The following is a 17,022-nucleotide window of genomic DNA, read 5'->3' as shown; positions in this document are numbered from 1 at the left end:
CCTTCTTCGGACAAGGACGCCCATGACCTCCGCACGCCTCATCGTCGACGCCGCATCGCCCATCGGGGAGGTCCGCCGCAAGATCTTCGGCGGGTTCGTCGAACACCTCGGCCGTCACATCTACGACGGCATCTTCGAGCCCGGTCATGAGACAGCGGATGCCGAGGGTTTCCGCACCGACGTCATCGACCTCGTCAAGGAGCTCGGGGTCGACACGATCCGCTACCCCGGCGGCAACTTCGTGTCCGGCTTCCGCTGGGAGGACTCGGTCGGGCCCGTCGCCGAGCGCCCGCGTCGCCTCGACCTGGCGTGGCACTCGACCGAGACGAACCAGGTCGGCCTGCACGAGTTCTCATCGTGGCTCGACAAGGTCGGCAGCGACCTGATGATGGCCGTCAACCTCGGCACGCGCGGCACGCTCGAGGCGATCGACCTGCTCGAGTACTGCAACATCCGCTCGGGCACCGCGCTCAGCGACCAGCGCGTCGCCAACGGCGCGACGGACCCGTTCGGCATCCGGATGTGGTGCCTCGGCAACGAGATGGACGGCCCCTGGCAGCTCGGCCACCGCTCCGCCGAGGACTACGGCAAGCTCGCGTCGCGGACCGCGAAGGGGATGCGGCAGCTCGACCCGTCGATCCAGCTCGTCGTCTGCGGTTCGTCGGGCGCGACGATGCCGACGTTCGGCGAATGGGAGCGCGTCGTCCTGACGCACACCTACGACGACGTCGACCTCATCTCGTGCCACGCGTACTACGAGGAGAAGGACGGCGACATCGACAGCTTCCTCGCCTCGGCTGTCGACATGGACCGCTTCATCGAGACCGTCGTCGCGACCGCCGACCACGTCGCCGCGATCAAGCGCTCGTCGAAGAAGATCGACATCTCTTTCGACGAGTGGAACGTCTGGTACCTGTCGCGGTGGGAGAACGTCGAGAAGATCGACGGCATCGACAACTGGCCCGTCGCGCCGCGCCTGCTCGAGGACGTGTATTCGGTGGTGGATGCCGTGGTCTTCGGCAGCCTCATGATCTCGCTGCTCAAGCACGCCGACCGTGTGGCCAGCGCCTCGCTCGCGCAGCTGGTCAACGTGATCGCGCCGATCATGACCGAGCCCGGCGGTCCCGCCTGGCGACAGACGACGTTCTTCCCGTTCTCGATCACCTCGCGCCTCGCGCAGGGGACCGCGATGCGCGTCCTGGTCGACGCGCCGTCGTACGAGACCGCCGTCTTCGGCGAGGTGCCGCTCGTCGACGCCGTGGCGACCCGTGACGACGCGACCGGCCAGAGCGCCGTCTTCCTCGTGAACCGCAGCACGACCGAGTCGATCGAGGTCACCGTCGACGTGTCGGGCCTGGGTGCCGCCTCGATCGCCGAGACGCACACCCTCTCGGACGACGACGTCTACGCGAAGAACACCCTCGCCGACCGCGAGCGCGTCGCTCCGCGGCCGAACGAGTCCGCCGCTCTGGACGGCGGCGCGCTGACGATCACGCTCCCGCCGGTGTCGTGGACGGCGGTCGCGCTCGGCTGAGACGGATGCCGCAGGTGCGACACTCTCGGGTGAGGGGGTCAGGATGAAGCGTGCGGTGGCGGTGGTGGTCTTCGCGGTGATCGCAGGAGCCGCTCTGAGCCGGCACCGGGCGGACCTCACCGCAGATACGCGTCGACCACCAGCGGCCCGCGGATCTCGCGAAGCGCGTCCACGATCGCGGCAACCGTTCGCGTTCCCGCCGTCCGCAGCACGACGTCGTGCGGCCCCAACGGCTCGAGCCCGCCGGTGCGCACCCGCACGACCTCCCAGCCTGCGGCGCGCAGCAGCGCATCCTTCCGGCGATCGGATGCCTCCCGTTTTCCCACGTGCTCGAGCCCGTGGCGTCCCGGAGTGTCGTATTCCACCGCGACCCGCAGCTCGGGCAGCAGCATGTCGGGCCACACCTCGCGGTGGCGGAAGAACGGCCGCGCCACCCGCACCGCGGTCATCCCCTCGGTGAACAGGACCGCGGCGGTCAGATCCGCGCGCAATCGCGCTTCGGCAGCGGATGCCGGTGGGGGAGCGCACTCGCTGGTGAAGGGCTCGCCCACAGGCAGGTCCGGGGTCTTCTCGCAGACGGCCGGCGCCGCGCGCTTCCGGGGCGCAGCAGGGGTGGTCGCCACCGGCATCCGCACGGCCTTCGCACGTTCGACTGCGGCCAGGACCGCACCCGCGTCGATGCGTTCGACGACCGTGACAGGACGGGGCGCCGCGAGGGCGGAACACTCCGGGCACCAGGCTGACCGGCGACGCACGCGCCCGGGCCGTTCACGTTGCTCGGTCGGCGTCGCGGCGAAGCGATGGCCCGCGGAGCATTCCCAGCACAGCCACACGTCGGCAGCCGGCGGGATCTGCGACAGCACGATGCCCGCGTTGAGATCCGGGTGGTACTGCCGGACGAGCTCCGGATACGCAGCCCAGGTCGAGCGGTACGTCCCGACGGCGTAGGGGACGTCGACGCCCCGGGAGAACTGCCGACGCTCCCACCACCACCGCACGGGTTCCGTCACCGCGCCGATGGTAGGCGAGGGCTCGGACACGACATACTGCGAAGATGCGTCCACTTCGACTCGCGCTCGTACTCCTCACCTCGATGGCGCTGGCGGGATGCGTCTCCACGGCGAGCCTCGAGTCGGAGCGGACCCCGACGCCCTCCGCCGAGCGGACGCCCGCCGCGGCGGCGGAGGAGGTCGCCGAGCCGCCGCGGTGCGCGGAGTGGGCCGGCGACACGACGATGCTCATCAACCTCGACGAGGTGCTCGGTGTGATCGAGCCGGCGGACCCGATGGCCGGGTGGACGGCATCCGGCGACGACACCGTGAGGGGAGAGGGCGCGTGCGCGCCTGTCTCCACGCAGCCGGTGGGCACCGTCGAAACCTGCACCGCGCCGGATGCCTCCCTCGACGACGTCGCGCGGGCTCTTTCCAGCGGTCCCCTCGAGTACATGTTCGCCGCGGGCGCGGAGCGCCAGATCGCCGGCTACGTCGTCGGGCGCACGACAGCCGAGGAGTACATGGTCATCGGGATGCAGGCGTGGCGGTTCGCGACGCCCTCGGAGGCTCAGGCAGCACCGATCCTCGACGCGCTCGTCGCGTGCGCGTCGTCGCAGGTCGGCGACGATGGCCGGGTACGTGTCTTCGAGGGCACGGAGCCGACGGTCGTCGCTTCGGTGAAGGGCCGCGATGTCGTCGTCGTCCGCAGTGCGCGTCCTGTCGCCACGTCGGGCGATGATGTGGGGCTGACAGCCACGGAATCGTCGCTGCTCCCGGAAGAGAGCGTGAACGCCGCCGAAGAGTGGTGGCGGACGCAGGCCGTCACCGCGTTCAGCCGCGAGCCCCGCAGGTGATCCCCGCTCAGGCGACCTGCTGGCCGCACATCCCGCACTCGCCGGTCGCGGAGACCTCCACGAAGCAGTTCGGGCACATCGCCCGCACGACATCGAGCGAGGCCGCGGGGCGCTTCGGGGCGACGGTCCGCTCCGGGCGGGCCTTGGGAGCCGCGCCGCGCGCCCGACCGGGGCTCGCGACCGAGGCCGGGGGCGGCGGCGGCGTCTTCGGGCTGTGCTCGGCGCAGTAATAGCGCACGAATCCGGCGTGATTGTTGGGATGCCGGTGCTTGACGGCCCACAGTTCGGTCCGGTCCCGCGGCTCGCTGCCTGCGGGGCAGCTCACGCAGCGCGTCGGCTCGCCGGGCACGGCGTCGGCGGCGAGGACGGGGACCTCGAACGGAAGAGCGTCCCGCCAGTCGGATGATCTCGTGATCTTCATGCGGGGGTCTCTCTGCAGCCCTCGTCGGGGGTGAGGACCGCCCGACAAGCTTCGCACGATCGGCACCCGGATGGGGCCCGCGCGTAGGCTGGCCGGGTGACCGTCTCCGAGCTCTTCGACCCGTCGGAGTGGACCGAGGCGCCCGGCGCCACGGGCTACACCGACATCACCGCGCACGTCTCGACCGACGGGCGGATCGCCCGCATCGCGTTCGATCGTCCCGAGGTGCGGAACGCCTTCCGACCGCATACCGTCGACGAGCTGTACCGCGCCCTCGACATCGCGCGACAGGACCCGAAGATCGGCGTCGTGCTGCTCACCGGCAACGGCCCGAGTGCGAAGGACGGCGGCTGGGCGTTCTGCTCCGGCGGTGATCAGCGCATCCGCGGCCGCGACGGCTACACGTACGCCGCCGACGATGCGACGGCCCCCGACCCGGCGCGCGCGGGGAGGCTCCACATCCTCGAGGTGCAGCGCCTCATCCGCTTCATGCCCAAGGTCGTCATCGCCGTCATCCCGGGCTGGGCGGCGGGGGGCGGGCACTCGTTGCACATCGTCTGCGACCTGTCGATCGCGAGCGCCGAGCACGGGAAGTTCAAGCAGACCGACGCGGATGTGGGCTCGTTCGACGCCGGGTACGGCTCGGCCTACATGGCTCGCCAGGTCGGTCAAAAGGTCGCCCGCGAGGTGTTCTTCCTCGCCGAGGAGTACTCCGCGCAGCGCGCGTACGAGATGGGCGCGGTGAACCGCGTCGTCCCGCACGCCGACCTCGAGCGCGAGGCGATCTCGATGGCGCGGACGATCCTCGGCAAGTCCCCGACCGCGATCCGCATGCTGAAGTTCGCCTTCAACGCGATCGACGACGGCATGGTCGGCCAGCAGGTGTTCGCCGGTGAGGCGACGCGCCTCGCCTACGGCACCGACGAGGCCGTCGAGGGGCGCGACGCCTTCCTCGAGAAGCGCGACCCGGACTGGTCGCCGTACCCGTACCACTACTGAGTCCGCGCCATGCAGCTGAGCCGCCTCGATTCCGCGGATCCGCGTGACGTCCTCCGTGCGCTTCGAGCCGCGGTCCTCGGTGCGGGACCGGCAGTCGCTCTCGGCGCGGCATCCGATCTTCCTGCAGACGTTCCCGCCGGCACAGCCGTCGTCGTCACGACGAGCGGGTCGACCGGGTACCCGAAGTCCGTCGCGCTCAGCCGGTCGGCGTTGACGTCGTCGGCGCTCGCGACGGCGGGCCGGATCGGCAGCGGGTCGTGGCTGCTCGCCCTCCCCGCGACCTACGTCGCCGGCGTCCAGGTCATGGTGCGGGCACTGGTCGCCGGTCGCGACCCGGCGATCCTGGCCGGCTCCTTCACAGCGCAGACCTTCACGGCCGCAGCGTCCGCGATGGCCGCGAGCGAGGGCGGACACCGGGTCCCGACCTACACGTCCCTCGTCCCCGCCCAGGTGCAGACCCTGGTCGAGGCGGGGGAGACGGATGCCGCGGTCGCCCGCGCGTTCGCCTCGTTCGACGCCGTGCTCGTCGGCGGGCAGGCGCTGCCGCCCGGGCTCGCCGACCGCGCGGCAGCTCTCGGCGCCCGCATCGTCCGCACCTACGGGTCGACCGAGACGAGCGGCGGATGCGTCTACGACGGGCGTCCGCTCGAGGGCGTGCGGCTGCGCGTCGAGGACGGCGAGGTCCAGCTCGGCGGTCCGACACTGGCCGACGGCTACCTCGGCGATCCCGAGCGGTCGGCCGAGACGTTCATCCGCGACGGCGACGGTGCGCGCTGGTACCGCACGGGCGATTCCGGGTCGTTCGAGGACGGGGTCCTCCGCATCACGGGTCGTCGCGACAACGTCATCGTCTCGGGGGGTGTGAACGTCTCGCTCGATCGCGTCGAGCACGCGGTCCGGACGATCGCCGGCCTCGAGGGCGCCGTCGTCGTGCCGACGCGCGACGAGCGGTGGGGTGAGGCATCCGTCGTCGTCCTCTCGCGCCGCGCGCTCGGGAACCACGCCGAACCCGATCTGTTCGGTGAGCTGCGCCGCGTCGTCGCCGAGGCCGTGGGTGGGCCGGCGCGCCCGCGGCAGATGCTCGTGCTCGATCAGGTGCCGATGACCTCGACCGGCAAGCCCGATCGGTCGCTCCTGCGACGGTTACTCGCGGACGACGAAGAGCCCACGCCGCGCGGGGAATAGGATCCTTGCTCGTGGCCGCCTCCCGAAAGACCTCCCGCAAGCCCGCCGCGAAGCGCTCCGCGCCGCGCGGCAACCCGGCGAAAGCGCGCGTGTCGTCGGCGCCACCCAAGCCGGCCCCGGTGACCGCTCGCGACTGGATCGGTGCGGCGCGCCTTCGGACTCTGCCGCTCGCGATCAGCCCGATCCTGGTCGGCACGGGTGCGGCGATCGCCGTCGGTGCGGGGTTCCACTGGGTTCTCGCGCTGTGCTGCCTCGTCGTCGCGGTCTCACTGCAGATCGCGGTGAACTTCGCCAACGACTACAGCGACGGCATCCGCGGCACCGATGACCACCGCGTCGGGCCCACCCGCCTGACCGCGTCGGGGCGGGTGACGCCACGAGCCGTGCTGACCGCTGCCCTGATCTTCTTCGCGATTGCCGCGCTCGTGGGTATCGCGGTCGTCATCCGGACGCAGTTCTGGTGGCTGCTCGCCGTCGGAGTCGTCTGCATCGTCGCCGCCTGGTTCTACACCGGCGGCAAGCGACCGTACGGCTACTTCGGCCTCGGCGAGCTGTTCGTCTTCGTCTTCTTCGGCCCCGTCGCCACGATCGGGACCACCTACGTGCAGACAGGGTCGGTGCCGCAGGAGTCCTGGGTGCCCTCGATCGCGGTCGGGGCCCTCGCCTGCGGCGTGCTGATCACGAACAATCTGCGGGACATCGCTCAGGATCGCGTCGCGGGCAAACGCACGCTGACGGTTCTCATCGGCAAGCGCGCGTCGCAGGTCCTCTACACCGTGTTCATGCTGGTGCCGTTCGCAGTCGTGCCGGTCCTCGGCGTCGTCTACCCGGTCGCGTGGCTGTCGCTGCTCGTGCTGCTGGTGACGCTGTCGGCCACGCTGATCGTCTGGACCTACCGGACCGCGCGCGAACTGATCGTCGCCCTCCAGCTGAGTTCCGTCGCCTCGCTCGCGTGGAGCGGGTTCATCCTCTGGGCCTACGTCGCGGTCTGACGGTCAGCGGACGGTGCCGTCGGACGCGGCATCCTCATCGCGGAACGCGTCTTCGACGGCCTCGTCGCTGTCGGCTCGGCGGCGTGCCTCGCGACGCTCGGCGATGCCCATCGACACGTCGTCGAGCGGACGGCGCAGGAAGAGCATCGACAGGCTGAGGCCGATGAGCGCTGCGAAGATCGCAGCGAGCCAGTACTGCTCGCGGAGCACGGGAAACAGCATCATGATCCCGAACGGGACGAAGAAGGCGAGCAGCCGCAGCAGCGCGTAGACGAGGGCGGACCGGGCACGCATGCACACATTCTACGGCGACCAGTCTGAGCGGCCGCCGCGCCGCCTCGGGGTGCGACGGCGCGCCTAGGATGGAGGAATGGCGCGCGTGTACCTCGTTCTGGCGCTGCTGTTCGCCGCTTTCTGGGTCTACAGCATCGTCGACTGCGCGCTGCAGCCGCCCACCCGTCACCGCGGGGTGAGCAAGCCGATCTGGCTGCTCATCGTGATCCTGTTGCCCGTCGTCGGCGGGGTGCTCTGGTTCGTCATCGGCCGCGCCCGCGCGTCGTCGCAGCGCGTGAGTTTCCGCGCTCCCGACGACGACCCCGACTTCCTCGGTCGCATCGGAACCTCGAGCGACCAGGACGAGCGCATCCGCCGGCTCGAAGAGGAACTGGCCGCCCTCGACTCCGAGTCTCCCGACCCGCGTGATCGACCCGTCGACCCGCAGTCCGACGACGACACGGGCGAGCAGCCCCGCGGCTCGCGTTCCTGACATGGCGACTGCCGGACCCGGACGCGCGCCGGCGACCGACGCCGCGGCGGCGCTGCTCACTCGTCTCGTCGAGCGGGGACTTCGCCACATCGTCGTCTCGCCCGGATCGCGGTCGCAGGCACTCGCCCTCGTCGCGGCAGAGCTCGAGGCCCGCGGTCTCGTCCGCCTCCACGTCCGCATCGATGAGCGCGTGGCGGGCTTCACGGCGCTCGGGATCGGTCGCGAGGACAGGATGCCGGCGGCCGTCGTCTGCACGTCGGGGACGGCGGTCGCGAACCTCCTCCCCGCTGTTCTTGAAGCACACCACTCCGGCGTGCCGCTCCTCCTCCTCACGGCGGACCGTCCGCCAGAACTCCGCGGCATCGGAGCGAACCAGGCCACGCGCCAGCCCGGCATATTCTCCGGGTTCGTGCGCCACGAAGCCGACCTCCCGGTGGCAGAGGTCGTGGCGGATTCCTTCGAGGCCGACGAGGTCACCCCCTTCCGCACCGCTGCCGACGACGGATGGGATGCCGCGGTCGGTGCGGGTTCCCGGGTCTCGGGGCCCGTCCACCTCAACGTCCCGTTCCGAGAACCCCTCGCGGGTGAGGCGCCCGGGTGGCTGCCGTCCGCGTCGGCCGGAGTGTCGGCATCCGAGTCCCCGGTGACGGCGGACGCCGTGACGGAGGATGCCGGGGCCGCCGACGCGGAATGGGGCGCGCACTATCAGGGCGGGGGCGGCGTCGGCGCGGCGGTCGAGACCGTCGAGTCGGAGTCGGTCGTCCTCGAGGCCGGTCCGCGCACAGTTGTCGTCGCAGGGGCCGATGCGGGGGCGGATGCCGAGCAGCTCGCCCATGACGGCGGGTTCCCCCTCATCGCCGAGATCGTCAGCGGGGCGCGCTACGGACGGCACCTCGTGCACGGCTACCGTCGGCTGCTCTCCGATCCGGACCTCGGCGGGCGCATCGAACGCGTCGTGGTCTTCGGGCACCCCACGCTGAGCCGTGAGGTCGCGCGCCTGCTCAGCCGCGGCGACGTCGAGGTGTTCGCCGTGCGTGGGCCGGGGGAGAACCTGAACCTCAACGGGGCGACCGTCCCGGTCGACGCGGTCACCGCCGCGAGGGGCAACCGCGACTGGCTGGGGGCGTGGATGCGCGCGTCGCGGGACCAGATCGTGGACCTCAGCCCGGCTGCCCCGGATGCCGATGCCTTGTCGTCGGCCGTTCCCGCCGAGCGTCTGGGGGCGATCTCCGCCGAACTCGGCGCGATCCGCGCACCGCTCGACCGGGCCGGTCTCGTCGATGCCCTGTGGCGCGCGACGTGGCCGCACGACCGGCTGCTGTTCGGTTCGTCCCGCCTCGTGCGGGTGGCCGACGAGGTCCTGGGCGGGAAGAGGGTTCCCGTTCACGCGAACCGCGGGCTCGCCGGGATCGACGGCACCGTCGCGACGGGGCTCGGCATCGCCGCGGCGTCCCAGCGGGGGGCTGCTCCCGGCGTCACGAGGGTGCTGCTCGGCGACCTCGCGTTCCTCCACGACGTCGGGGCGCTTCTGCATCCGTCGGCCGAAGCGGAGCCGCGCATCCAGGTCATCGTGGGCAACGACGGGGGCGGCACCATCTTCGACGGTCTCGAAGTCGCGCGCGTCGCAGGAGCAGAGGCCTTCGACCGGGTTCAGTACACGCCGCAGACCGCGCGCATCGAAGAGCTGGCCACCGCGTACGGCTGGGAGTATCGCCGGGTCACCACGCGCGGCGCGCTGGATCAGGCGCTGACGTCGCCGGTCGGGGGTCGCCAGATCATCGACGTCCCCCTGGAGCGGTAGCGGCGGCATCCGCAAGTCCATCGCGTGATCCTGCGCCGCACGGCAGGATGAGCCGCATGACTGCGACGCGCCACCCTTCCCGCGGCCACTGGACTGCTTCGCCGACGACGCTTCTGCGGGTCGGTGCGGACTTCCGGCTGGCGGACGTCGATCCCGATTCGACGCCCGGATACGACGGCGGAAAGAAGGCGGGCCAGGCTGACCTGGCCGCAGCCGCCGGGGAGTTCGATCAGTTGCAGGAGCGGCTGTACGCGCAGAGTCGGACGCAGCCCGATTCCCCGTCGGTCCTGCTCGTGCTGCAAGCGATGGACTCCGCGGGCAAGGGCGGCATCGTTCGGCACGTGATCGGCGCCACCGACCCCCAGGGCGTGCATCTGAAAGCGTTCAAGAAGCCGACGCCGGAGGAGCTCGCGCACGACTTCCTGTGGCGCGTCGAGAGGGAGGTGCCCGAGCCGGGGTACATCGGCGTCTTCGACCGTTCGCACTATGAAGACGTTCTGATCGGTCGTGTCCGGCAGCTCGCACCCGCGGACGAGATCGACCGTCGCTACGGAGCGATCGTCGACTTCGAGCAGCGGCTCGTGGAGCGCGGGGTCCACATCGTGAAGGTGATGCTGCACATCTCGGGCGACGAGCAGAAGTCGCGGCTCGCGGAGCGGCTCGAACGCCCCGACAAGCACTGGAAGTACAACCCCGGCGACGTCGACGAGCGTGAGCTCTGGCCCGCGTACATGGAGGCGTACCAGACGCTCTTCGAGCGGACCTCGACGGATCGGGCGCCGTGGTTCGTCGTCCCCGCGAACGCCAAGTGGTACGCGCGACTCGCCGTGCAGGCGCTTCTCATCGACGTGCTGGAACGCATCGATCCGCAGTGGCCGGCGGCTGATTTCGATGTCGAGGCGGAGAAGGCGCGGCTCGCCGCGACATGACGAGTCAGAAGGGTGCCGGGTCTCCGGGGAGTGCTGCGGCAGGAGTGAAGGCGACGGCCGGGGTGGGTGCGTCTTCTCTGTAGGTCCTGCCGAGGGGTGAGGTCCATTCCAGGACGCCACCCTTGAGTTGTCGGACTTTCCAGGCGGTGAACTGTTTCATCGAATGATGCCTCTGGCACAGGTGGGCCAGATTCGAGAGTTCGGTCTTGCCGCCGAGGGCGTGGTCGTGGGTGTGGTCGACTTCGCACCGGATGGCGGCGACGCGGCATCCGGGGAACCGGCAGTGCTGGTCGCGGGCTTGCAGGAACCGGCGCATCCCGGAGGGTACGCGGTACGAGTCGGTGGCGACGGTGACGCCTGTGGTGGGGTCGTGGAAGAGGCGCTCCCATATCCCGGTGTCACCTGCGAGTGCGCGGGCGGTTGCGGGATCGATGGGGGACCGGCCGGTGAGGTCGCAGGGCCCGTCATTCGCGCCGGTGAGCGTCGCCGCGGGAACGAGGACCTGCACTCGCGCGCGGATCGCGCCGAGCGGTCCGGCGGTGGTGTCACGGGTGTCGTCGAGTGCGGGGGTGCCGGCGAGGAGGAGGTCGGCGAACACGTCCGCGCGGACCTGATCGGTCGACCGCTGATCGGTCGCAACCACATCGGACTTCGAGGCGCGTTCCTCCCGCGTATCGACGATGGCCCGTGCCTGCTGAGTGAGTCGGTCGTGGACCCCCTCCGCGATCACGGTCGGCAGGGTCGCGACTAGATCCGACATCCCGTCCCGCCCGGGAACGAGTCGCACGCATCGCCCGGCAGCAGCCTCGTCGTGTCGCTCGGCGAAAGACCGGGGGTGCATCCGGTGGGCGAGGATATCCAGCTCACCTCGCACCCGGTTGGGGGTATCGCGTTCGCACCGTTCAATCGCGACGGCTTCGAACTCGGCCCACAGCCCTGCGGGCAGGTTCGCACCGGCATCCACGATCGCCAGCACATGACCTCGCACGATCCGACCCGCCTCCCACGCGGCCACCGCCGCCGGGAACCCTTCGATGATCAGCCGGGCTTCCCCGATCCGGCGTTGCACCGTCCGGTCGGTCATCCGCATCACACCCGCGACCTCCGCAGAGATCGATCGAAGCACCATGTCGCTCAGTCGCACTCTCATGTGCGGATGCCCACCCTGCTCGTCCGCCAACCGACCCGCCGCGGCGAGCGTACGAAGCTGCGCGATCTGCACCGCCGCCATCTTTCGCTCGACGTCTTCGACATCCGCAATGATCCCCGTGATGGCGGTGAGATACGCCTCACCATCGGGGGTTTCCGTCGCGTCCGTCATACCTGCACTCTGTCACCAACCTCCGACATCGACTCGAGCCGGTCAGGGCAGGTGGGAGCGGACCGCGCGGGCGACGGCATCCGGTCGTTCCACCGGGACGAAGTGCCCGCAGCGCGGCACGATCTCGAGACGGACGTCCGAGAAATGCTTCGGAAGCTCGTCCGCCCATTCCACCGGGAAGAGCGGGTCACGGTCGGGCCAGAGCATGGTCGTCGGAACCGTGATCGGCCCCTCGCCAGCCGCGTATCCCCGGTTGGCGACGTACCACTGCAGGCTCGCGGCGAACGCGCCCGGCCGCGCGTACGCCGCGACGATCTCGTCGAGGTTCGGGGGAGGGGCGGCCCCCGCCCGCCAGGTCTCCCAGATGTAGGTCAGGTACGTGCGAACGGCCCGTTCGTCGCCGTCGATGAGGGCGGCCGCCACGGGCTCGCGGTGGAAGTGCTGGTACCAGAAGGTCGAGGCGAGGGCGGGGGATGCCGCGCGGTCGCCGATGCCCGGATAGGCGGGCGTCAGCACCGCGCCGCGGAACCGGTGCGGAGCCGTGCGGAGGGCGGCCTGCGCGATGCGGCTGCCGATGTCGTACCCGACGATGACGATCCCGTCCGCGGCGCCGTGATCGTCGAGCAAGGAGAGGAGCCGGTCGGCGTGCGCCGCGGCCGTCGCATCGAACGGGGCCGACGTGCTGGCGAACCCTGCGCCGAACCCTGAGAGGTCGGGGACGATCACCCGCTGCCCGCTCAGGTGGGTCACCACGTCGTCGTAGTCCGAGGGGAGTCCGGGCCAACCGTGCAGGAAGACGACAGTCATGCGACGAGGCTAGCGACGCCGACGGACACGGAGCACGTTCGCGATTTCCTGACGGGAGCGGACGGCACCCCGTAGGTTGAAGGCATGATCAAGGCCTATATCGCGATCCTGCTCATCGTCGGTGTCGCCATGGCGGCCTTCGGCATCTTGTTGCCTCTCGGCGGTGGGTTGATCATCGCGGCCATCGGAACGGCCGCGATCGCGGCGGGACTCACGCTCATCGGCGTCGAACTGCGGTCGCCCGCCCGCTGACCTGAGGAGATCCATTGCCTTTCGAACCCGTTGCCCTCAACCACACCTTCACGGCCCCGATCGGAGTGGAGGTCAAGGGTGAGACCTGGTCCTGCGTCGAGATGCCCGGTTCGGCGGACTTCTTCGGCACCGGCCGTTCCGTCCGGGTGGACCTCACCGTCGACGATGTCGAGATGTCGAACGTCGGGTTGATGGTGACGGGCACGGGTGGGCACATGGTCTCCCTGAACGCTGGGGTCCGCCGGAAGCTGGGCAAGGACATCGGCGACACGGTGACCGTCCGCCTGACGCGTCGCCTGCGGTAGGTCAACCCCCGGCATCCCTGCCGCTGCGGCGGCTAGCGTGAGGCTCCCCGGCGGACCGGGCAGGCGAGAGGGAACGCGTGAGAGAACCCCACGGTGCGATCGCCGACGACGTGGCGGTCGACGGACGGGTCTTCCGCGTCGTGCGCTCAGAGCCCGCCGCCGCGACGCGCACGTTCCTCCTCGTGCACGGGATCGGGATGTCGCATCGCTATCTGCGTCGGATGCACACCGAACTGGCGCGTACGGACGCGGTCGTCTCCATCGATCTGCCCGGGTTCGGAGGAACGCCCACACCGGACGGAGACCTCGACGTGGTCGCCATGGCTGCGGCGATCGCGGGACTGCTCGACCGCCTCGGGCTGAGGGACGTCATCGCCGTCGGACACTCGATGGGGAGCCAATGGGTCGTCGAGGTGGCGCTGCAACGTCCCGACCTCATCACTCTCACGGTCGCGATGGGACCGGTGGCCGACGACCGTCACCGGACGGCCTTCGCGCAGGCCCGCGCGCTCGCGGTGGACATGTTCGGCGAGTCGCCCAGGGCGAACTGGCTGGTGCTCACCGACTACCTCCGATGCGGCATCCCCTGGTACTCGCGGCAGCTGCGGCACATGCTCGCCTACCCGTTGGACGAGCGCGTCCGGTCCCTCTCGCAGCCCCTGCTCGTCCTCCGAGGAGCGCGCGATCCCGTGGCCGGCGGAGCGTGGTGCCGCAGGTTGGCTGCCGCTGCCCCGGATGCGGCCGTCGCCGAGATCTCGAGGGGTTTCCATGTCGTCCAGGACAGATCGTCGAAGGATGCCGCGGACGCCATCCGCGCCTTCGTAGCGGCGCGGACGCCACCGGTTCCCCGGGTCTCCCGATGATCCGGCTCCTCCGCAACGCCGCCTGGTGGGCCCGCGACTACCTCTACGCGCTCCGATGGCAGGTGAATGCCGCACTCAGCCGCACCGATCCGCGAGAGTTCGCGACGGGGAATCTGACGCCCGTGGTGATCCTGCCGGGCGTGTACGAGACCTGGCGGTTCATGATTCCCCTCATCACCGCGATGCACGACCGGGGGCATCCCGTCCATGTCCTGCCCGTCCTGCGACGCAACCGGCGTCCCGTCGACGAGGCGGCAGCGAGTGTCGTCGAGTACATCGCGCACCACGACCTGCGGGGTTGCGTGCTGCTGGCGCACAGCAAGGGTGGACTCGTCGGCAAGCGGGTCATGATCCGGGATGCCGCCGAGGGTCGGATCGCGAGCATGCTCGCCGTCGCGACGCCGTTCGGCGGATCGCGCTACGGGCGGGCGATGGTCGTGCCGTCGCTCCGGATCTTCTCACCGCGGAGCGCGACGATCGTGTCGCTCTCGAAGGAGCACGAGGTCAACGGCCGCATCGTCTCGGTCTACGGACGGTTCGACCCTCACATCCCCGAGGGGAGCGAGCTGCCGGGCGCCGCGAAGAACGTTCGGCTCGAGACCGGCGGCCACTTCCGCGTGCTGGCGCACCCCCGCGTCATCGCGGAGCTGATCGCCCTGTCCGAGGAGAGCGACGGACTCCCGTGATCACAGCGTCAGCCGGGGAGCGCGGGACCCCACGGCGGCGCGCAGCGCACACCCTCCCGGTCGCCGCGAACACCGTGCGGATCGCGCGGTCCGCGGCCTGTGCGACCAATGCGAGCTCGGTGACTTCATCGGATTCCAGCGACGCGAAGTCGGGGTTGTGCCGTGATCCAGGATCAACGGCGTCGCAGAAACGCGAGGGCGCCCGTCAGGCGAGCGCGTCGACGATCGGGCGGAACTTCACTCGGGTCTCGAGCATCTCCGTCTCCGGGTCGCTGCCGGCGACGATGCCCGCGCCCGCGTGAGCGATGAGCGGGATGTCGGCCCCGGCATCCGTGTGCACGTCGAACTGCGCGCATCGCAGGGCGATCGCCCACTCGCCGTCGCCCGCGGCGTCGATCCAGCCGACGGGACCGGCGTAACGACCGCGATCGAACGGCTCGACCCGACGGATGACCTCGAGGGCGGCCTGCGTCGGCGTGCCCGCGACGGCCGCGGTCGGATGCAGCACCTCGACGAGGTCGAGGGAGGACGCGTGCCCCGACAGCGAGCCCTCGACATCGGTCGCCAGATGCCAGACATTCGGCAGCTTCAGCATGAACGGCTCCGGCTCGGCGACCAGCGCGGTCGTGTGATCACGCAGCGCCGTCAGCACGCTCTGCACGGCGTAGCGGTGCTCGTCGAGATCCTTGGGGCTCGTTGCGAGAGCGACGGATGCCGCGGTGTCCGCATCGGCGTCAGCTCCACGCGCGGCGGTTCCGGCCAGCACGCGCGCGGTGACCGTACCGCCCGAAACGGTCACGAGGGTCTCGGGACTCGCCCCGATCATGCCGTCGACGGCGAACGTCCAGGTGTCGGGGTACGACGACGCGAGCGCGCGGACGAGGCGCCGCAGGTCCGAGCCGGCGGGGACGGTGCCCACCAGATCGCGGGCCAGGACGACCTTGGCGACCTCGCCGGACGCGATCGCGTCGAGGCCCGCTCGCACCTCGCCCTGGTAGCCGTCGGGCGTGCAGGCGCCGGGGCCGACCGTCGCGGACCAGTGCGGTCCCAGGGTGACCGCCTGGGGCTCGTCGCGCTCGGGTTCGCCCTCGACGAAGACATGAGTGACCCAGCTCGTGTCGCCGCGACGGCCGATGATCATGCGCGGCACGGCGAGGGCAGCGCTGGCCGAGCTGTGCGCGGGATCGAACGGCAGCGTGCCGAAGGCGACGAGGCCGGACCCCGGCATCCCCACCTTGTCGTCGATCTCCGCTGCGGCGGCGACGTCGCGCCACCACGTCGCAGCCGGCGTGCCGGCGGGGAGCTCTGCCGCACGACCGACGCCGACGAGCAGGTCACCGCGGCGCGACCACACGGTCGGGTCGTCGGGAGAGGCGTAGACGAGCGGCTCATCGACCGGTTCGATCCGGCGGGTGACGGCACGCAGCCGCGGGATGCCGAGTGCAGACGAGGTCACTCGCTCAGCCTAATCCGGCACCGGTCGGCGGGGCCGCCGCTGACCCCGGCCTCGCACCCCCGGGCAGTCCGCCGCGATTAGGCTCGGTACGTGACCGACCAGCCCTCCCGCACCCCGTCCACCCGCGCGGATCTCGGCAAGGATCCCGCCCGCGTCAGCGGCATGTTCGACGAGGTCGCGCCCGCTTACGACCGCACCAACACGGTGCTGAGCCTCGGGAACGACAAGCTGTGGCGCATCGCGACGACGCGAGCCGTGGCACCGCGGCGCGGTCAGCGCATCCTCGACCTGGCAGCCGGGACCGGGGCGAGCTCGGTCTCCCTCGCCCGCAGCGGCGCCGACGTCGTCGCGGGCGATTTCTCCGCGGGGATGATCGCGGAGGGGAAGCGGCGGCACGGCGGCATCCCGAACCTGTCGTTCGTCGAGGCCGATGCGACGGCCCTGCCTTTCGCCGACGAGGAGTTCGACACCGTCACGATCTCGTTCGGCCTCCGCAACGTCAATGATCCCGACAAGGCGCTCCGCGAGATGCTGCGCGTCACCAAGCCGGGCGGCACGCTCGTGATCTGCGAGTTCTCACACCCGCCGGCAGCGCTCATGCGCGGCCTCTACCGCTTCTACAACGACCGCATCCTGCCCGTCGTCGCCCGCGCCTTCAGCTCGAACGCGGCCGCCTACGACTACCTGAACGAGTCGATCCGCGACTGGCCCGACCAGCGTGCCCTCGCAGGTCGCATGCGCGAGGCGGGCTGGGAGCAGGTGGCCTGGCGCGACCTCAGCTTCGGGATCGTCGCCCTGCACCGGGCGCGCAAGCCCGCAACCCCGGACCAGGCCTAGAGCGCGACGGGTACGCTGGAGC

Annotated in this window: 19 protein-coding genes; 13 read left to right on the top strand and 6 right to left on the bottom strand. The window is 70.7% G+C overall.

Annotated features, from left to right (window positions below; genetic code table 11):
- Window positions 1–22: 22 nt before the first annotated feature.
- Window positions 23–1,534, top strand: a complete 1,512-nt coding sequence (locus tag BBA86_RS10110) for an alpha-N-arabinofuranosidase (protein WP_065571445.1) — start codon at window positions 23–25, stop codon at window positions 1,532–1,534.
- 116 nt (window positions 1,535–1,650) lie between these two features.
- On the opposite strand, the gene BBA86_RS10105 is transcribed toward BBA86_RS10110, so the two are convergent.
- The gene (locus BBA86_RS10105; protein WP_065572259.1) at window positions 1,651–2,544 is read right to left on the bottom strand and encodes a zinc-ribbon domain-containing protein; all 894 of its coding nucleotides are present in this window, start codon (window positions 2,542–2,544) and stop codon (window positions 1,651–1,653) included.
- Window positions 2,545–2,588: 44 nt separating this feature from the next.
- On the opposite strand from BBA86_RS10105, the gene BBA86_RS10100 reads away from it, so the two are divergent.
- A complete protein-coding gene (locus tag BBA86_RS10100) occupies window positions 2,589–3,380 on the top strand; it encodes a hypothetical protein (protein ID WP_065571444.1) in 792 nt (263 codons plus the stop codon).
- A gap of 7 nt (window positions 3,381–3,387) precedes the next feature.
- Here the strand turns inward: BBA86_RS10100 and BBA86_RS10095 are convergent, their stop codons facing one another.
- Window positions 3,388–3,801 carry a glucose-6-phosphate dehydrogenase gene (locus BBA86_RS10095; RefSeq protein WP_065571443.1) on the bottom strand — a complete coding sequence of 138 codons (414 nt, stop codon included), beginning with the start codon at window positions 3,799–3,801 and terminating at the stop codon, window positions 3,388–3,390.
- 96 nt (window positions 3,802–3,897) lie between these two features.
- Between BBA86_RS10095 and BBA86_RS10090 the strand changes: the two genes are divergently transcribed.
- Genes BBA86_RS10090 through BBA86_RS10080 form a run of 3 tightly spaced genes read left to right on the top strand, consistent with a single transcriptional unit; the run spans window position 3,898 to window position 6,977 of the window.
- A complete protein-coding gene (locus tag BBA86_RS10090; RefSeq protein ID WP_065571442.1) occupies window positions 3,898–4,800 on the top strand; it encodes a 1,4-dihydroxy-2-naphthoyl-CoA synthase in 903 nt (300 codons plus the stop codon).
- A 9-nt stretch (window positions 4,801–4,809) separates the two neighbouring features.
- Window positions 4,810–5,985, top strand: coding sequence for an AMP-binding protein (locus BBA86_RS10085; RefSeq protein ID WP_065571441.1), 1,176 nt, complete (start codon window positions 4,810–4,812; stop codon window positions 5,983–5,985).
- Window positions 5,986–5,996: 11 nt separating this feature from the next.
- Window positions 5,997–6,977 (top strand): 1,4-dihydroxy-2-naphthoate polyprenyltransferase, encoded by a 981-nt coding sequence (locus BBA86_RS10080; RefSeq protein ID WP_065571440.1) that lies wholly within the window; start codon window positions 5,997–5,999, stop codon window positions 6,975–6,977.
- A 3-nt stretch (window positions 6,978–6,980) separates the two neighbouring features.
- Here the strand turns inward: BBA86_RS10080 and BBA86_RS10075 are convergent, their stop codons facing one another.
- On the bottom strand, window positions 6,981–7,271 hold the full coding sequence (locus BBA86_RS10075; RefSeq protein ID WP_065571439.1) for a DUF4229 domain-containing protein: 291 nt from the start codon (window positions 7,269–7,271) through the stop codon (window positions 6,981–6,983).
- Between the two features lie 76 nt (window positions 7,272–7,347).
- On the opposite strand from BBA86_RS10075, the gene BBA86_RS10070 reads away from it, so the two are divergent.
- From BBA86_RS10070 to BBA86_RS10060, 3 genes are read left to right on the top strand one after another with little or no spacing between them, the layout of a single operon-like run.
- Window positions 7,348–7,743: a PLD nuclease N-terminal domain-containing protein gene (locus BBA86_RS10070; protein WP_065571438.1), complete on the top strand. Its 396-nt coding sequence runs from the start codon at window positions 7,348–7,350 to the stop codon at window positions 7,741–7,743.
- Between the two features lies 1 nt (window position 7,744).
- Complete coding sequence (gene menD / locus BBA86_RS10065) at window positions 7,745–9,544, top strand: 2-succinyl-5-enolpyruvyl-6-hydroxy-3-cyclohexene-1-carboxylic-acid synthase (RefSeq protein ID WP_065571437.1); 1,800 nt, start codon at window positions 7,745–7,747, stop codon at window positions 9,542–9,544.
- Between the two features lie 56 nt (window positions 9,545–9,600).
- Window positions 9,601–10,473: a PPK2 family polyphosphate kinase gene (locus BBA86_RS10060; protein ID WP_065571436.1), complete on the top strand. Its 873-nt coding sequence runs from the start codon at window positions 9,601–9,603 to the stop codon at window positions 10,471–10,473.
- Between the two features lie 4 nt (window positions 10,474–10,477).
- Here BBA86_RS10060 and BBA86_RS10055 read toward each other — a convergent pair whose 3' ends face one another.
- Together BBA86_RS10055 and BBA86_RS10050 are read right to left on the bottom strand one after the other, a co-directional pair.
- Window positions 10,478–11,794 (bottom strand): HNH endonuclease signature motif containing protein, encoded by a 1,317-nt coding sequence (locus tag BBA86_RS10055; protein ID WP_065571435.1) that lies wholly within the window; start codon window positions 11,792–11,794, stop codon window positions 10,478–10,480.
- 42 nt (window positions 11,795–11,836) lie between these two features.
- A complete protein-coding gene (locus tag BBA86_RS10050) occupies window positions 11,837–12,601 on the bottom strand; it encodes an alpha/beta fold hydrolase (RefSeq protein WP_065571434.1) in 765 nt (254 codons plus the stop codon).
- Between the two features lie 84 nt (window positions 12,602–12,685).
- Here BBA86_RS10050 and BBA86_RS14590 point away from each other — a divergent pair, with 84 nt between their 5' ends.
- The 4 genes from BBA86_RS14590 (at window position 12,686) to BBA86_RS10035 (ending at window position 14,707) form a co-directional block, all read left to right on the top strand.
- Window positions 12,686–12,853: a hypothetical protein gene (locus BBA86_RS14590; RefSeq protein ID WP_018186880.1), complete on the top strand. Its 168-nt coding sequence runs from the start codon at window positions 12,686–12,688 to the stop codon at window positions 12,851–12,853.
- A gap of 14 nt (window positions 12,854–12,867) precedes the next feature.
- Entirely contained in the window at window positions 12,868–13,158 is a 291-nt protein-coding gene (locus BBA86_RS10045) for a DUF1905 domain-containing protein (RefSeq protein ID WP_065571433.1), read from the top strand.
- Window positions 13,159–13,235: 77 nt separating this feature from the next.
- Window positions 13,236–14,021 (top strand): alpha/beta fold hydrolase, encoded by a 786-nt coding sequence (locus tag BBA86_RS10040; protein WP_223247068.1) that lies wholly within the window; start codon window positions 13,236–13,238, stop codon window positions 14,019–14,021.
- Window positions 14,018–14,707: an esterase/lipase family protein gene (locus BBA86_RS10035; protein ID WP_065571432.1), complete on the top strand. Its 690-nt coding sequence runs from the start codon at window positions 14,018–14,020 to the stop codon at window positions 14,705–14,707. The genes BBA86_RS10040 and BBA86_RS10035 overlap by 4 nt, the downstream gene beginning before the upstream one ends.
- A 205-nt stretch (window positions 14,708–14,912) precedes the next feature.
- Here the strand turns inward: BBA86_RS10035 and BBA86_RS10030 are convergent, their stop codons facing one another.
- Window positions 14,913–16,163, bottom strand: a complete 1,251-nt coding sequence (locus tag BBA86_RS10030; RefSeq protein ID WP_065571431.1) for an isochorismate synthase MenF — start codon at window positions 16,161–16,163, stop codon at window positions 14,913–14,915.
- 90 nt (window positions 16,164–16,253) lie between these two features.
- Here BBA86_RS10030 and BBA86_RS10025 point away from each other — a divergent pair, with 90 nt between their 5' ends.
- Complete coding sequence (locus tag BBA86_RS10025) at window positions 16,254–17,000, top strand: demethylmenaquinone methyltransferase (protein WP_065571430.1); 747 nt, start codon at window positions 16,254–16,256, stop codon at window positions 16,998–17,000.
- Window positions 17,001–17,022: the final 22 nt, after the last annotated feature.

Origin of the sequence: Microbacterium oleivorans (assembly GCF_001691565.1) — a bacterium.
Classification (GTDB): Bacteria; Actinomycetota; Actinomycetes; order Actinomycetales; family Microbacteriaceae; genus Microbacterium; species Microbacterium oleivorans_B.
Note: the sequence above shows the minus strand (reverse complement) of the source record. Positions and strands in the feature narration are given on the sequence as shown.

Coding starts and splice junctions, on each gene's coding strand:
- BBA86_RS10100 (WP_065571444.1), top strand. CDS start 2,589: ATGCGTCCACTTCGACTCGCGCTCGTACTCCTCACCTCGATGGCGCTG.
- BBA86_RS10035 (WP_065571432.1), top strand. CDS start 14,018: ATGATCCGGCTCCTCCGCAACGCCGCCTGGTGGGCCCGCGACTACCTC.
- menD (WP_065571437.1), top strand. CDS start 7,745: ATGGCGACTGCCGGACCCGGACGCGCGCCGGCGACCGACGCCGCGGCG.
- BBA86_RS10070 (WP_065571438.1), top strand. CDS start 7,348: ATGGCGCGCGTGTACCTCGTTCTGGCGCTGCTGTTCGCCGCTTTCTGG.
- BBA86_RS10075 (WP_065571439.1), bottom strand. CDS start 7,271: ATGCGTGCCCGGTCCGCCCTCGTCTACGCGCTGCTGCGGCTGCTCGCC.
- BBA86_RS14590 (WP_018186880.1), top strand. CDS start 12,686: ATGATCAAGGCCTATATCGCGATCCTGCTCATCGTCGGTGTCGCCATG.
- BBA86_RS10085 (WP_065571441.1), top strand. CDS start 4,810: ATGCAGCTGAGCCGCCTCGATTCCGCGGATCCGCGTGACGTCCTCCGT.
- BBA86_RS10095 (WP_065571443.1), bottom strand. CDS start 3,801: ATGAAGATCACGAGATCATCCGACTGGCGGGACGCTCTTCCGTTCGAG.
- BBA86_RS10060 (WP_065571436.1), top strand. CDS start 9,601: ATGACTGCGACGCGCCACCCTTCCCGCGGCCACTGGACTGCTTCGCCG.
- BBA86_RS10055 (WP_065571435.1), bottom strand. CDS start 11,794: ATGACGGACGCGACGGAAACCCCCGATGGTGAGGCGTATCTCACCGCC.
- BBA86_RS10110 (WP_065571445.1), top strand. CDS start 23: ATGACCTCCGCACGCCTCATCGTCGACGCCGCATCGCCCATCGGGGAG.
- BBA86_RS10050 (WP_065571434.1), bottom strand. CDS start 12,601: ATGACTGTCGTCTTCCTGCACGGTTGGCCCGGACTCCCCTCGGACTAC.